The 12,674-nt window shown below is 71.6% G+C and carries 14 protein-coding genes, 1 pseudogene and 1 riboswitch; of the genes and pseudogenes, 9 read left to right on the forward strand and 6 right to left on the reverse strand.

Going from position 1 to position 12,674, the window contains the following annotated elements; genetic code table 11:
• Positions 1 to 32 precede the first annotated feature (32 nt).
• On the reverse strand, positions 33 to 719 hold the full coding sequence (locus LV75_RS11005; RefSeq protein ID WP_253886713.1) for a nitroreductase family protein: 687 nt from the start codon (positions 717 to 719) through the stop codon (positions 33 to 35).
• 191 nt (positions 720 to 910) lie between these two features.
• Between LV75_RS11005 and nadD the strand changes: the two genes are divergently transcribed.
• From nadD to LV75_RS11045, 8 genes and pseudogenes are all read left to right on the forward strand, one after another.
• The gene (gene nadD / locus LV75_RS11010; protein WP_253886714.1) at positions 911 to 1,501 is read left to right on the forward strand and encodes a nicotinate-nucleotide adenylyltransferase; all 591 of its coding nucleotides are present in this window, start codon (positions 911 to 913) and stop codon (positions 1,499 to 1,501) included.
• A 62-nt stretch (positions 1,502 to 1,563) separates the two neighbouring features.
• Positions 1,564 to 1,965: a ribosome silencing factor gene (gene rsfS, locus LV75_RS11015; RefSeq protein ID WP_253886715.1), complete on the forward strand. Its 402-nt coding sequence runs from the start codon at positions 1,564 to 1,566 to the stop codon at positions 1,963 to 1,965.
• Positions 1,962 to 2,576, forward strand: a complete 615-nt coding sequence (locus LV75_RS11020; protein WP_253886716.1) for a histidine phosphatase family protein — start codon at positions 1,962 to 1,964, stop codon at positions 2,574 to 2,576. The genes rsfS and LV75_RS11020 overlap by 4 nt, the downstream gene beginning before the upstream one ends.
• A complete protein-coding gene (octT, locus tag LV75_RS11025) occupies positions 2,560 to 3,309 on the forward strand; it encodes a diglucosylglycerate octanoyltransferase (protein ID WP_253886717.1) in 750 nt (249 codons plus the stop codon). Before LV75_RS11020 ends, octT begins: the two co-directional genes overlap by 17 nt.
• 11 nt (positions 3,310 to 3,320) lie before the next feature.
• Entirely contained in the window at positions 3,321 to 4,157 is an 837-nt protein-coding gene (locus LV75_RS11030) for a DegV family protein (protein WP_253886718.1), read from the forward strand.
• An 88-nt stretch (positions 4,158 to 4,245) separates the two neighbouring features.
• Positions 4,246 to 4,905, forward strand: a complete 660-nt coding sequence (locus tag LV75_RS11035; RefSeq protein WP_253886719.1) for a ComEA family DNA-binding protein — start codon at positions 4,246 to 4,248, stop codon at positions 4,903 to 4,905.
• Positions 4,902 to 5,048: a hypothetical protein gene (locus LV75_RS11040; protein WP_253886720.1), complete on the forward strand. Its 147-nt coding sequence runs from the start codon at positions 4,902 to 4,904 to the stop codon at positions 5,046 to 5,048. The genes LV75_RS11035 and LV75_RS11040 overlap by 4 nt, the downstream gene beginning before the upstream one ends.
• Before the next feature lie 348 nt (positions 5,049 to 5,396).
• Positions 5,397 to 7,750, forward strand: a pseudogene (locus tag LV75_RS11045) (DNA internalization-related competence protein ComEC/Rec2).
• Positions 7,751 to 7,792: 42 nt separating this feature from the next.
• Here the strand turns inward: LV75_RS11045 and thrC are convergent.
• Positions 7,793 to 9,052 carry a threonine synthase gene (thrC, locus tag LV75_RS11050; RefSeq protein WP_253886721.1) on the reverse strand — a complete coding sequence of 420 codons (1,260 nt, stop codon included), beginning with the start codon at positions 9,050 to 9,052 and terminating at the stop codon, positions 7,793 to 7,795.
• Positions 9,053 to 9,063: 11 nt separating this feature from the next.
• Positions 9,064 to 9,194: riboswitch (SAM riboswitch) on the reverse strand.
• Positions 9,195 to 9,324: 130 nt separating this feature from the next.
• Here thrC and holA point away from each other — a divergent pair.
• The gene (gene holA, locus LV75_RS11055; protein WP_253886722.1) at positions 9,325 to 10,302 is read left to right on the forward strand and encodes a DNA polymerase III subunit delta; all 978 of its coding nucleotides are present in this window, start codon (positions 9,325 to 9,327) and stop codon (positions 10,300 to 10,302) included.
• A 211-nt stretch (positions 10,303 to 10,513) separates the two neighbouring features.
• Here the strand turns inward: holA and LV75_RS34850 are convergent, their stop codons facing one another.
• The 4 genes from LV75_RS34850 to LV75_RS11075 all read right to left on the reverse strand — a co-directional run bounded on the left by LV75_RS34850 (position 10,514) and on the right by LV75_RS11075 (position 12,629).
• Entirely contained in the window at positions 10,514 to 11,020 is a 507-nt protein-coding gene (locus LV75_RS34850) for an acyl-CoA thioesterase (protein WP_301318973.1), read from the reverse strand.
• A gap of 70 nt (positions 11,021 to 11,090) precedes the next feature.
• The gene (gene rpsT / locus LV75_RS11065; protein ID WP_253886723.1) at positions 11,091 to 11,354 is read right to left on the reverse strand and encodes a 30S ribosomal protein S20; all 264 of its coding nucleotides are present in this window, start codon (positions 11,352 to 11,354) and stop codon (positions 11,091 to 11,093) included.
• Positions 11,355 to 11,472: 118 nt separating this feature from the next.
• Complete coding sequence (locus tag LV75_RS11070; RefSeq protein WP_253886724.1) at positions 11,473 to 11,679, reverse strand: type II toxin-antitoxin system antitoxin; 207 nt, start codon at positions 11,677 to 11,679, stop codon at positions 11,473 to 11,475.
• Positions 11,679 to 12,629, reverse strand: a complete 951-nt coding sequence (locus tag LV75_RS11075) for an SPFH domain-containing protein (protein WP_253886725.1) — start codon at positions 12,627 to 12,629, stop codon at positions 11,679 to 11,681. The genes LV75_RS11070 and LV75_RS11075 overlap by 1 nt, the downstream gene beginning before the upstream one ends.
• Between the last annotated feature and the right edge of the window lie 45 nt (positions 12,630 to 12,674).

The following is a 12,674-nucleotide window of genomic DNA, read 5'->3' on the forward strand; positions in this document are numbered from 1 at the left end:
GCGGGCGAAGCGGCAGCTTTCCGCCGAAGTCGTCAGATCCGCACCATGACCTGGTCGAGGTCCTTGCGGATCAAGCTCGGGACGGTGGCGTCCGGAGCGGGGTAGCCGACCGGGATCACCGCGAACGCCTTCTCGTTCTTGGGCCGGTCGAGCACCTCGGAGAGGAACTTCATCGGGCTCGGCGTGTGGGTCAGCGCCGCGAGGCCCGACAGGTGCAGGGCGGTCAGCAGCATGCCGACGGCGATGCCCACCGACTCGTCCACGTAGTAGTGCTTGTGCTGGTCGCCCTCGTCGTCGAGGTAGTACCGCTGCTCGAACACCACGATCAGGTAAGGGGCGTCGGTCAGGTGGGGCTTGTTCTGGTCAGTCCCCAGAGGACGTAACGCTGAGAGCCACTCCTCGCCGAGTCTGCCCGCGTAAGAGACCTGCTCTTCCCGCTCAGCCGCCTCCCGGATCTGGGCGCGCACCTCGGGGTCTGTCACCAGCACGAACGTCCACGGCTGTTGGTGGGCGCCGGAAGGTGCCGTCGCGGCCACCGCTATGGCGTCGATCACGACCTGCTCGGGCACCGGTTCCGTGGAGAACGCGCGCACGGTCCTGCGCTCATCCATCTTGGCGCGCAACTCGGCGGCAGCCTGCAAAGACTCCGCTGCCGTGACCCTGGCGGGCCGGTAGGGCACCGGGTCGTACGGCTGATCGTGGATCGGTATCCAAGCCATGTCCGGCAGTCTCCCGGTCGGGTGGCCACTCACGGTCATACCGATCCGGTCATAGGCCCCGCGTCATGGCCCGAACGGTGGTGTTCGGAAGTCGGCCGCCGACGGGGCCGCGCATGATGTTGCTCATACCCGGCCACCCGCTGTCGGCGCATGTCAGGACGCCGGGCGGGGTCGGCCGTAGGCTCGCGGGCATGGCTCGCCGGATTGGCATCATGGGCGGCACCTTCGACCCCGTGCACCACGGTCACCTCGTGGCAGCGAGTGAGGTGCAGGCGCGGTTCGACCTCGACGAGGTGGTGTTCGTGCCCACCGGGGTGCCGTGGCAGAAGGACGGCAAGCAGGTCAGCGCCGCGGAGGACCGCTACCTGATGACCGTCGTGGCGACGGCGTCCAACCCCAGGTTCTCGGTCAGCCGGGTGGACGTCGACCGCACGGGCGTCACCTACACCGTCGACACGCTCCGTGACCTCAACGCGCGCTACCCCGACGCCGACCTCTTCTTCATCACCGGCGCCGACGCCCTCGAGCAGATCCTGTCCTGGCACCGCGCCGAGGAGCTGTTCACCCTCGCCCACTTCGTGGGTGTTACCCGGCCGGGGTACAGCCTGGCCGACGCCCACCTGCCGTCGGGCACGGTGAGCCTGGTCGAGGTCCCCGCCCTCGCGATCTCCTCCACCGACTGCCGCGCGCGCGTCGCTTCGGGCATGCCCGTCTGGTACCTCGTCCCCGACGGGGTGGTGCAGTACATCTCCAAGCGCGGTCTATACGCCGCCGAGGACTGATCGCCAGCCCGCACCCGGTACCCTCGACTGGTTGGCCCCTGGGAACCTGATCGAGGAGTGACGTGGCAGCGACGCACGAGGCACGCGAACTGGCACTGGTCGCGGCCGGTGCGGCGGCCGACAAGAAGGCCGCCGACGTGATCGTGCTGGACGTCTCCGACCAGCTCGTGATCACCGACTGCTTCGTGATCGCCTCCGCCGCCAACGAGCGGCAGGTCGGCGCGATCGTGGACGGTGTCGAGGAGAAGATGCGCGAGGCGGGCTCCAAGCCGGTCCGCCGCGAGGGCGCCCGCGAGGGCCGCTGGGTCCTGCTCGACTTCGTCGACGTCGTGGTGCACATCCAGCACGCCGACGAGCGCTCGTTCTACGGCCTGGAGCGGCTGTGGAAGGACTGCCCGCGCATCGAGTTCGACCTGGCCCAGCACACCGGCGAGGTGGGGGCCGCGGCTGAGGACGTCGAGTGACCCTGCGCAGGCTCGTCCTCTGGCGCCACGGCGAGACCGACTACAACGCCTCGGGCCGGATGCAGGGCCACATCGACTCGCACCTGACCGAGGTCGGCCGCAACCAGGCCCGCTTCGCGGTGCCCGCGCTGGCCAGGTTCTCGCCGGACCTCATCGTGGCCTCCGACCTGCACCGGGCCACCGACACCGCGACGGTGTTCAGCCAGGCGGTCGGCGTCCCGCTGCGCTTTGACAAGCGTTTGCGCGAGACCAACCTGGGGCTGTGGCAGGGCAAGACCGGCGCCGAGATCGACGCGGAGTGGCCGGGCGGTCGCGCCGAGTGGCAGACCGACGCGACCTGGACCCCGCCCGGCGGCGAGTCCCGGATCGAGGTGGCCGCCCGCGCGACCGAGGTCGTCACCGGGCTGGACGAGGGGACTGAGGACACCGTTGTGCTTTGCGCACACGGGGGACTCATCACCGCGCTGACCGGCAGCCTGTTGGAGCTACCGGTGGCGAACTGGTGGCAGCTGGGCGGTATCGCCAACTGCCATTGGACGGTGCTGGCCCGCAGGGAGACCAGTGGTCTCGCTTGGCGCTTGGTCGCCTACAACGTTGGCATCACCGGATAGGCCGACCCGGGCGACCGTGCTGGTGTTCGGCGACTCGCTGAGCTTCCACGGCCCCGATGGTCCGCACCCGGCCGACGACGCCCGGCTATGGCCGAACCTGGCCGCCGCCGAGGTGGGTGCTCGAACCGAGCTCTTCGCGGGCTTCGGTTGGACCGCGCGTGACGCCTACTGGTCGCTGGTAGGGGACCCTCGCGTGTGGACGTACATGCCTAAGACCGACGTGCTGGTACTGGCCATCGGTGGGATGGACACGCTTCCGTCTCCACTGCCTACCTACCTTCGTCAGGGCATCCGCTACCTCCGTCCAGACTGGTTGCGTCGCCGCGCTCGGAAGGCCTACCTGGCTGCCCAGCCGTGGGCATCCCGCGTGACGCGGGGGTGGCCGGTGGCGCTACCTGCTGAACTGACCGTGCGATACCTCAACGACATCGTGGTCGCTGTGCGGGCGCTGCGGCCGGACCTACCCGTCGTCGTCATGTTGCCGTCAGTGCACCGGTCACCTGCTTACGGTTACGTGCACTCTGGCCGATCCCGCGCGGTCGCTCTTGTGCGTGAATGGGCCAACCGCAGCGAGATCGTTCTATTCGACGTCGCCGCGGTCATCGGTGACCACGTCTTGGGTGGTCACGGCAATCCCGACGGCATGCACTGGGGATGGGACGGGCACCGGATGGTGGCTACGGCCCTCGCCGAGCACCTTGCGCCGCTGTTGGGCAAGCCCCCGGACAACTAGTCTCCTGTCACGTGCCCTTCGTCGTGCTGACCGATTCCACCGCCTACCTACCTGAGGGCGCGGCAGAGCGGCACGCGGTGCGCGTAGTACCACTACTGGTGCGTGTGGACGGTCAGGAAGGGCAGGACGGCCTCGACATCGGTCCCGCCCAGTTGTCCGCAGCTCTACGCGATAGGCGGATGGTGACGACCTCTAGGCCCAATCCGGCCGAGTTCGCCGCGACCTACCGCGAGCTGCTCGACGCGGGAGCGGACGGGGTGTTGTCGGTGCACCTGTCCCGTGAGTTGTCGGGGACGTGGGAGTCCGCGCGGCTGGCGTCCGAGGAGTTCGGCACCGCGGTGCGCGTCGTCGACTCCCGCACGACCGCCATGGGACTGGGGTTCGCCGTGCTGCGGGCCGCTGCCCTGGCGGCGACGGGGGCACCGGGTGCGGAGGTCGAGGCGGCCGCGGTCGCGGCGGCGGCGGCCACCAAGTGCTTCTTCGTCGTGGAGACCCTGGAGTACTTGCGCCGCGGCGGTCGGATCGGTGCGGCGGCCGCCCTGCTGGGGACCGCGCTGGCGGTCAAGCCGATCCTGCACGTGGCCGACGGGCAGATCGTGCCGCTGGAGAAGGTGCGCACGACCAGCCGCGCGCTGGGGCGATTGGTCGACCTCGCGGTGGACGCGGCGGGGGAGTCGGCGGTCGAGATCGCGGTGCACCACCTGGCCGATCCGGACCGCGCCGCCGAGTTGGCGTCCCGGCTCACCGCCCGCCTGCCCGCGGCGACCTGCGTGGTGTCGGAGCTCGGTGCGGTGATCGGCGCGCACACCGGCCCCGGCGTCCTCGGTGTGGTCGTCGGCCCCCGCTGAGCCGCCGAGTTATCCACAACCCCCCACGCGGTCCACAGAAGACGGGAACTCCTTTCCCCGGCCTTGCCGGGTTCCTAACGTCGGTTCCATGGCAGACACACAGCGCGTCAAGCAGATCGACTCGGTGCTCGCCCGGCTCGCCTCGATAGCCGGTCGCCCCTGGGACGGCGCCACACCTGAGGTTCCACGGCCCCGCAAGCGGTTCTCGGTCTCGGTGGCTATCGCACTCGTGGTCATCGGAGCTGTCACCGTCGGCATCCTGACCCTCTCCGGCTCACCCCCGACACCGGAACCGCCCCCCACCCTGGCCGCGGCGGCCGTCGACGAACCGCCAGCACCGACGATCGTCGTCGACGTCGTGGGCAAGGTCCGAGAACCCGGGCTGCGCACCCTGCCCGACGGCTCCCGCATCGACGACGCCATCCGCGCCAGCGGGGGAGCTCTCCCCGGAACCGACCTGACCACCCTCAACCTGGCCCGCAAACTCGTCGACGGCGAACAGATCCACGTGGGCCAACCCGCGCCCCCGACCGCCGACCCGCCCGAACCCGGCGGCAAGGTCAACCTGAACTCGGCCAACCTCGCCCGCCTGGACACCCTGCCCGGCGTCGGCACCGTGACTGCCCAACGCATCCTCGACTGGCGCACCAAACACGGCCGCTTCACCAAGGTCGACCAACTCGGCGACGTCGAGGGCATCGGCCCAGCCCGCCTGGAAGCCCTCCGCGACCTGGTGGTGGTCCGGTGATCCCGCCCGAGCTACCCGCGAGCGCCGCCGTCCTGGGCGTGCTGGTGTTCCTCGGCCTGCTCACCCACTGGTCTTTGGCCACCGGCCTGGGCATCGCGATCTGCGTGATCGGCGCCGCCCTCGGCACGGGCCCCGGACCTTAGTGACGGGCGGGTTCTGGGTTCCTTGGGCGACGCCGCTGTGGTGTCGACGAGAGCAACAGGTCCGCGAGGGCGTCGGCGATGAAGGCGCCCCACTCGGCGGCGCAGCGGAAGACGTGGCCGACTGCCTTGCGGGCTAACTGCTCATTGCTCGGCGCGAGCGCGGACAGGGTGGACTTCGAGCAGCGCGGTCGCGCAGTTCTTGATCCGCGCCCGCGCAATCGAGGTGTGTCCATTGTGGTCGAACGTGGGGAGAGTGGAGTGGGTTGGCAGACGGCTCGATGGCGTGGTCTCGGCCATGGTTGACCGTCGGGGTTTGCGTGTCCGCGCTCAAGCGTGCTTGGTGGGGCAGTGGATGCGGCGTGGGAGGCAGCGGTGGTAGCTGCGCGGTTGGACTGGCGGTTGGTGCCCGGTGCGCTGGTGGTGTGGCTGGCCGGGTTGGTCGGGCTGTTGGGGCATTGGGCCTTGGCAGTCGTGATCGGTGGGGTGGGGGTGGTTGGCGGGTTCGTCCATCTCCGGCACGGGCCCCGGGTGGGGGCGGTGCTCGGGGCTGGGTGGCCGTTGGTGGTGTGTGGGGTGTTGGCGGTTTGTCCGGTCGCTTGGCGGGTTCGGGAGGCCGCGGTTGATCCGTTGCGGGGTGAGGCCGCGCGGGCGGCGGTGGTTGAGATGCGGGTGGAGGTGGCGGAACGACCCAGGGGGTGAAGGGGAGCGGGTTCGGGGCCATGCCGTCCGGGGTGCGGTCGGTGGTCGTTCCGGTGAGCGCCGAGGGCAGCCGGGTGCTGGTGTTCGCGCCGGTGGACCGGTGGGCGGAGTTGTTGCCGGGGCAGCGGGTGCTCGCGCGCGGCACGCTCGGGACCGCGGAACCGGGGAGCCTGACCGTCGCGGTGCTGCGGGTGCGGGGGCCGCCGCTGGATGTGGGTGCGGCGCCGGGGTGGCAGGTGGTCGCCCAATCGCTGCGGGACGGGTTGCGGGTGGCTTCCTCCGTGCTCGATGCCGAGGCGGCGGGGTTGCTCCCGGCTTTGGTGGTCGGCGACACCGGCGGGATGGTCCAGTCGGTCGAGGATGACTTCCGGGCCGCGGGGATGGCCCACCTGTTGGCGGTCAGCGGGGCGAACCTGGCCATCGTCTGCGTCTCCGTGCTGTTCCTGGTGCGGTTGGCGCGGGTCGGTCCACGGGGCTCGGCGGTCGTGGCCCTGTTCGCGTTGGTCGGGTACGTCGTGCTCGCGGGGCCGGAGCCGAGCGTTCTGCGGGCCGGCGTCATGGGCGCGGTCGGGCTGCTGGCGCTGGCGCTCGGCAGGGAGCGGTCGGCGTTGCCCGCGCTCGCTGCGGCGGTGATCGTGTTGGTGGCGGCGGACCCGGAGATGGCGGTCAGCTTCGGGTTCGTGCTGTCCGTGCTGGCGACGGCCGCCCTGGTGCTCGTGGTGCCGGGGTGGGTCGAGCGGCTCGTGCGGCAGCGGGTCCCCAGGTTGATCGCCGAGGCGGTGGCCGTGCCCGCGGCCGCGCACCTGGCCACCGCGCCCGTGGTCGCCGGGATGAGCGGGCAGGTCAGCCTGGTCGCAGTCGCGGCGAACCTGGTGGCCGCGCCGGTGGTGGCGCCCGCGACGGTGCTCGGGCTCGGGGCCGCGCTCGCCATGCCCGTCCTGCCTTGGCTGGCCGAGTGGCTGGCGCGGTTCGCGGGGCCGCCGGTGGACTGGCTCGTCCTGGTCGGGAACTGGGCGGCGCGGGTGCCTGGCGCGGTGCTCGACTGGCCCTCGGGCTGGTGGGGTGGGGTCGCGCTGGTGCTGCTGCTCGGCTGCCTGGCGGTCGGACTGCGCTACCGGCTGGCCCGGGTTGCGATGGCGCTGGGCGTGATCGGGGTCGTGCTCGTCCTGCTGCCGGTACGCGTCCTCGCACCGGGGTGGCCGCCCGCCGGGTGGGCGGTCGTCGCGTGCGATGTCGGGCAGGGGGATGCCGTCGTTCTGTCCACTGCGGACAGTGGGCGGGCGGTGCTGGTCGACACGGGGCCGGAACCGGCGCCGGTTCGGGAGTGCCTGGACCGGCTGGACGTGCGGCGGGTGCCGTTGGTCATCCTCAGCCACCTGCACGCCGACCACGTCGGTGGGCTGGCGTCGGTGTTGGCGGACCGGTCGGTCGGCGCGGTCGCCGTCGGGCCGGGGCGGGCGCCGGAGTGGGCCTGGCGGCAGGTGCGGCGGCAGACCGAGGCGGCGTCCGTGCCGTTGGTCAGCGTTGCCGAGGGGCAGCGGCTGACCTGGCCCGGACTGTCGGTGGAAGTGCTTGCCCCACGAGGGAAAGAGACACAGGGGAAGGAGGTGCGCGCCGGGTCGGACGGCACGGCGATCAACAACCGTTCGGTGGTCCTGCGGGCGACCACGCGGGCAGGCCGGGTGCTGCTCACCGGGGACGTGGAGTTGGCCGCGCAGGCCGACCTGTTGACCGCCGGGGTCGACTTGGCTGCCGAGGTGGTCAAGGTGCCGCACCACGGGTCTCGCTACACCGCACCGGAGTTCTTGGCGGCGGTCGGGGCGCGGGTCGCGCTGGTCAGCGTCGGGGCGGGCAACCGCTACGGGCATCCCAGCCAGCGCACGCTCGACGTCCTCACCCGTCGCGGTGCTCAGGTGGTGCGCACGGACCTCTCCGGCGACAGCGCGGTCGTCGGTTCCGGGGTCGTCGTGCGGGGGCGGCCGCGGTCGCCCCCGGGGCGGTGATCTGTGGGGTGGGACGAACCCACCCCACAGATCGAGCCTCGATCAGCCCCGGTTGAGGACCTCGTGCACGGCCGCGGCCGTCGGCGGAACGGTGGCGCGGGGGCCGATGTGGTCCTGGACGGCGTCGAGGGTCTTGAGGCCGTCGCCGGTGATGAGCAGGACGGTGTCGGCCTCGGGGTCGAGCTGGCCGGTCTCGATGAGCTTCTTCGCGGTCGCGACGGTGACCCCGCCCGCGGTCTCGGCGAAGATGCCCTCGGTGCGGGCCAGCAGGCGGATGCCCTCGACCACCTCGGCGTCGGTGACGTCCTCGACCGCGCCGCCGGTGCGGCGGACCGAGTCGAGCACGTACGGGCCGTCGGCGGGGGCGCCGATGGCCAGCGAACGGGCGATGGTGTCCGGCTTGACCGGGCGGATCACGTCCTGGCCCGCCTTGAACGCCGCCGACACCGGGGAGCAGCCGGTGGCCTGCGCGCCGAACACCCGGTACGGGGTCGGCTCGACCAGGCCGAGCTCGCCGAGCTCGCGGAACGCCTTGTCCACCTTGGTCAGCTGCGAGCCGGAGGCCACCGGCACCACGACCTGCTGCGGCAGGCGCCAGCCCAGCTGCTCGGCGACCTCGTAGCCCAGGGTCTTGGAGCCCTCGGCGTAGTACGGGCGGACGTTGACGTTCACGAACGCCCAGTCCTCGTGCTCGCCCGCGAGCTCGGTGGCCAGCCGGTTGACGTCGTCGTAGTTGCCGTCGATGGCGATCAGGGCACCGTCGTAGACGGCGGTGGTGAGGATCTTGGCGCGCTCGAGCGAGGCCGGGACCAGCACGACCGAGTCCCAGCCCGCGCGGGCGGCGGCCGCGGCGACGGCGTTGGCGAGGTTGCCGGTCGACGGGCAGGCCAGGACGCTGAAACCGAGCGTGCGGGCGGCGGCGAGGGCGACGGCGACCACGCGGTCCTTGAAGGAGTGCGTGGGGTTGCCGGTGTCGTCCTTGACCCACAGCGACTTCACGCCCAGGGCCGCGGCGAGCCGGTCGGCCTTGACCAGGCGGGTCAGGCCGGGGTCGGTGTTCGGGTACCGCTCGACGTCGGCGGGGACGGGCAGCAGGTCCTTGTAGCGCCAGATCGACTTGGGACCCGCCTCGATCTGGGCGCGGGTCACGGTGCCGAAGTCGTAGGCGACCTCGAGGGGGCCGAAGCACTCGGCGCAGGCGAACTCGGCGGCGAGGGGGATCCGGTGGCCGCACTCACGACAGGACAGCGCCCGGGCGGGGCCGAGGTCGATGGTGCTGGTCTGGACGTCGACAGAGGTCATCGCGAGGTGTCTCCTCATCTATCCCGCGTGGCGGGTCGGAATTGGCACCGTGGTCGTCCGCCTCCTCGCGATGAGGAAGTGACGCGTACGCCGGTTGCCGGGGCTTCATCGGGCCGTTTCCCTCTGCCCCTCTGGATGAGCGGTATTCAGTTGTCGCCCGGGCTCAGCCGGTGCGTGAGGCAACGGTACGGCACCGGCGGGCCCGTCTGCCAGCCCGTGACCCGTCCGCACCACCGCGACCGGCGTCGTGCCGCCGTGGCAGGATCGCGGGCGTGAACTCGCCCTCGGTCGTCCCACCGCCGTTGCAACTGGTGCTGGGAGAAGAGGAATTGCTCATCGAGCGAGCGATCCGCGGCGTGCTCGACACCGCCCGGCTCGCCGATCCGGCCGCCGACCTGACCAGGACCCGGGTGGTTGATCTCACAGCCCCCGAGCTGGCCGAGATGGTCAGCCCGTCGCTGTTCGCCGAGGGCAGGGTGATCGTGCTCGACGCCGCGCACGAGGCGACCCAGGACATCGCGGCGCTGGTGATCAACTACGCCACGTCGCCAGCCGACGGGATCGTGCTGACCGTGGTGCACAACGGCGCCGGTCGCAAGGCGGGCAAGGACATCGTCGCTGCCATGAAGAAGGCGGGCGCCGTGGTCACCGAGTGCCCGAAGATCACCAAGGCCGCCGAGCGGGAGGCCTTCGTGCGCAACGAGATCCGCCGCGCCGGGGGCAGGACCGACCCGGCCGCGGTCGCCGCGCTGGTCGACTCCGTCGGGTCCGACCTGCGCGAGTTGGCCGCCGCCGCGGCGCAGTTGGTGGCGGACGCGGCCGGTGAGGTCACCGAGGAGGCGGTGCGGCGCTACCACCGGGGGCGGGCCGACGTGACCGGGTTCGCCGTCGCGGAGAAGGCCGTCACCGGGGACGTCGCGGGCGCCATGGAGGCCCTGCGCTGGGCGATGCAGCTGGGTGTGCCGCACGTGCTGGTGGCCGACGCGCTCGCCGACGCGGTGCGCACGGTGGCCAGGGTGGCGGGCGCGGGTCGCGCTGATCCGTTCAAGCTGGCCGGTGAGCTTGGCATGCCCGCGTGGAAGGTCAAGAAGGCCCTCGCCCAGTCGCGCGGTTGGAAACCCGCTGGTCTCGCCGCCGCCATGAGCGTCGTCGCCCAGGTCAACGCCGACGTCAAGGGTGTCGCCGCCGACGCCGACTACGCCCTCGAGCGCGCCGTCCTGCGGCTCGCCGAGGCCCAGCGCCGGGACTGACCCGCCGCCGTTCCCGTGCTCGTCTTCGGTGGGCAGCCCGAATAGGGCGTGCCCCGTGCTGAGCACCCCCCGATGGCCCAAATTACGGGGTGGGGGCGGGGTGGCGGGAGGGGGGAACGTGCGGCTGTGGACGGTGGGGGGTGTTGTGGATGGAGGGAGGGTGCGGGTGGGCGGGGTGGGTGGAGTGAGTGGAGTGGGTTGTGGGGGCGGGTCAGGGTTTGGGGGCGCGGCTGGCGAGGATCTCGTCGCGGCGGGCTAGGCGGTGTTGGCGGCGGATCTCGGCTTCGCGCAGGCGGCGTTCGTCCTCTTCGGTCTCCGGGGCGACGGGGGGTACCGGGCGGGGGTGGCCGTTCTCGCCGACGGCGACGAAGACCAGGTAGGCGGTGGCGACCTTGGTCGGGGGGACGCCCGCGCGGTCCCAGGGCTCGGCGAGGACGCGGACGCCGACCTCCATCGAGGACTTGCCCGCCCAGTTGACCTGGGCGTGCGCGTGGACCAGGTCACCGACGCGGACGGGGTGCAGGAAGGTCATGCCGTCCATGGCCGCGGTGACGGCGGGGCCGCCGGAGTGGCGCTGGGCGACCGCGCCAGCGACGTCGTCGACCAGCTTCATGATCACTCCACCGTGGACGGTGCCGAGGAGGTTGGTGTCCACGGCGGTCATGATGTGCGACAGCGAGGTCCGTGCGGCGGAAGTTGGTTTCGGGTCCAAGGCCATGTCGGGCAGTCTCGCGCATACGACAGCGGCGCCGCCCCCGGAGGGAGCGGCGCCGCGTGTGAGACTGGGCTCAGCCGAGCTTGTTGGCCCGCTGCGCCAGCGCCGACTTCTTGTTGGCGGCCTGGTTCGGGTGGATGACACCCTTGCCAGCCGCCTTGTCCAACTTGCGGCTGGCGACGGCGAGCAGCTCCTGCGCCTTGGCCTGGTCACCGGCGTCGGCGGCCTCGCGGAACTTGCGGATCGCGGTCTTGACCGAGGACTTGACGGACTTGTTGCGCAGGCGCGCCTTCTCGTTCGTCTTGATCCGCTTGAGCTGGGACTTGATGTTCGCCATGGGGGTACTCCTCGAGGTCTAGTCCGGATCGCGCGCCGCTGAGATCAACCAGTGGCCCTGCCTGAGCAGGTCTCCTCCAGGGCGGAGTGCCGTACGACGCGACGAACCAGGCTAGCAGTCAGTCGGCCCGCTCCTCCTTGCGGGGCCTGCCGCGCTTGGCCGGGCCGCCCGCGGCGTCGGGCAGCCGACCGGCCTCGGCGAGGGCGCGGCGGAGCATGAACTCGATCTGCGCGTTGGTGCTGCGCAGCTCGTCGTTGGCCCACCTGGCCACCGCGTCGTGCACGGCCGGGTCCAGCCGCAGCAGGACCTTCTTGCGTTCGGTCATCAGTGGTAGAGGGAGCCGGCGTTCACGACCGGGTGCGCCTCGTGATCACTGCACAGCACCACCAGCAGGTTGCTCACCATCGCCGCCTTGCGCTCCTCGTCCAGGTCGACCACCTCGCGCGCGGCGAGCCGGTCGAGCGCGAGCTCCACCATGCCCACCGCCCCCTCCACGATCCGCTGCCGGGCGGCCACCACGGCGCCCGCCTGCTGCCTGCGCAGCATGGCGCCCGCGATCTCCGGCGCGTAAGCCAGGTGGGTGATCCGCGACTCGATGACCCCGACCCCGGCCGCCTCGACCCGCGCCGCGATCTCCGCGGACAGCTGCTGGGTGATCTGCTCGGCGTTGTCGCGCAGCGAGAGCTCGCCGTCGGTGCCGTGCGCGTCGTAGGGGTAGGTGGTGGCGATGTGGCGCACCGCGGTCTCGGTCTGGATGGCCACGAAGGCGATGAAGTCGTCCACCTCGAACACCGCCCGCGCGGTGTCGCGCACCTGCCACACCACCACGGCGGCGATCTCGATCGGGCTGCCGTCGGCGTCGTTGACCTTCATGACGGCGGTCTCGTGGTTGCGGATCCGGGTGGAGACCTTGCGCCGCGTGGTGAACGGGTTCACCCACCGCAGCCCGTCCAGCCGCACGGTCCCGGTGTAGCGGCCGAGGAACTGCACGACCCGGGCCTCGCCGGGCGCGACCATGGTCAGCCCGCCGGTGGTGATCACCCCGGCGATGGCGACCAGCACCCCGAACACCAGCGCGGCCAGCGCGAGGCCGTCGCCGAGGTCGAGTTCGCCAGCCAGCCCGGCGATGCCGGTGGCCGCCAGGGCCAGCCCGCCGAGCGCGATCACGACCGCCCCGACGGCGATCGGGATCCCGGCCGCCCCGAAAGCGGGCTTCTCCCGCACCTGCGGAACGGGCAACAACGGTCGGTCGAAGTCCTCGGGCGTGGTGTTCATGACCCCTCCAGGGCTAGCTCTGATCTAGCAAAGTGATATCACTTT

The sequence above is a fragment of the Actinokineospora diospyrosa genome, assembly GCF_024171925.1.
Classification (GTDB): Bacteria; Actinomycetota; Actinomycetes; order Mycobacteriales; family Pseudonocardiaceae; genus Actinokineospora; species Actinokineospora diospyrosa.

Coding starts and splice junctions, on each gene's coding strand:
- LV75_RS11005 (WP_253886713.1), bottom strand. CDS start 719: ATGGCTTGGATACCGATCCACGATCAGCCGTACGACCCGGTGCCCTAC.
- nadD (WP_253886714.1), top strand. CDS start 911: ATGGCTCGCCGGATTGGCATCATGGGCGGCACCTTCGACCCCGTGCAC.
- LV75_RS11035 (WP_253886719.1), top strand. CDS start 4,246: ATGGCAGACACACAGCGCGTCAAGCAGATCGACTCGGTGCTCGCCCGG.
- thrC (WP_253886721.1), bottom strand. CDS start 9,052: ATGACCTCTGTCGACGTCCAGACCAGCACCATCGACCTCGGCCCCGCC.
- LV75_RS34850 (WP_301318973.1), bottom strand. CDS start 11,020: ATGGCCTTGGACCCGAAACCAACTTCCGCCGCACGGACCTCGCTGTCG.
- rpsT (WP_253886723.1), bottom strand. CDS start 11,354: ATGGCGAACATCAAGTCCCAGCTCAAGCGGATCAAGACGAACGAGAAG.
- LV75_RS11070 (WP_253886724.1), bottom strand. CDS start 11,679: ATGACCGAACGCAAGAAGGTCCTGCTGCGGCTGGACCCGGCCGTGCAC.
- LV75_RS11075 (WP_253886725.1), bottom strand. CDS start 12,629: ATGAACACCACGCCCGAGGACTTCGACCGACCGTTGTTGCCCGTTCCG.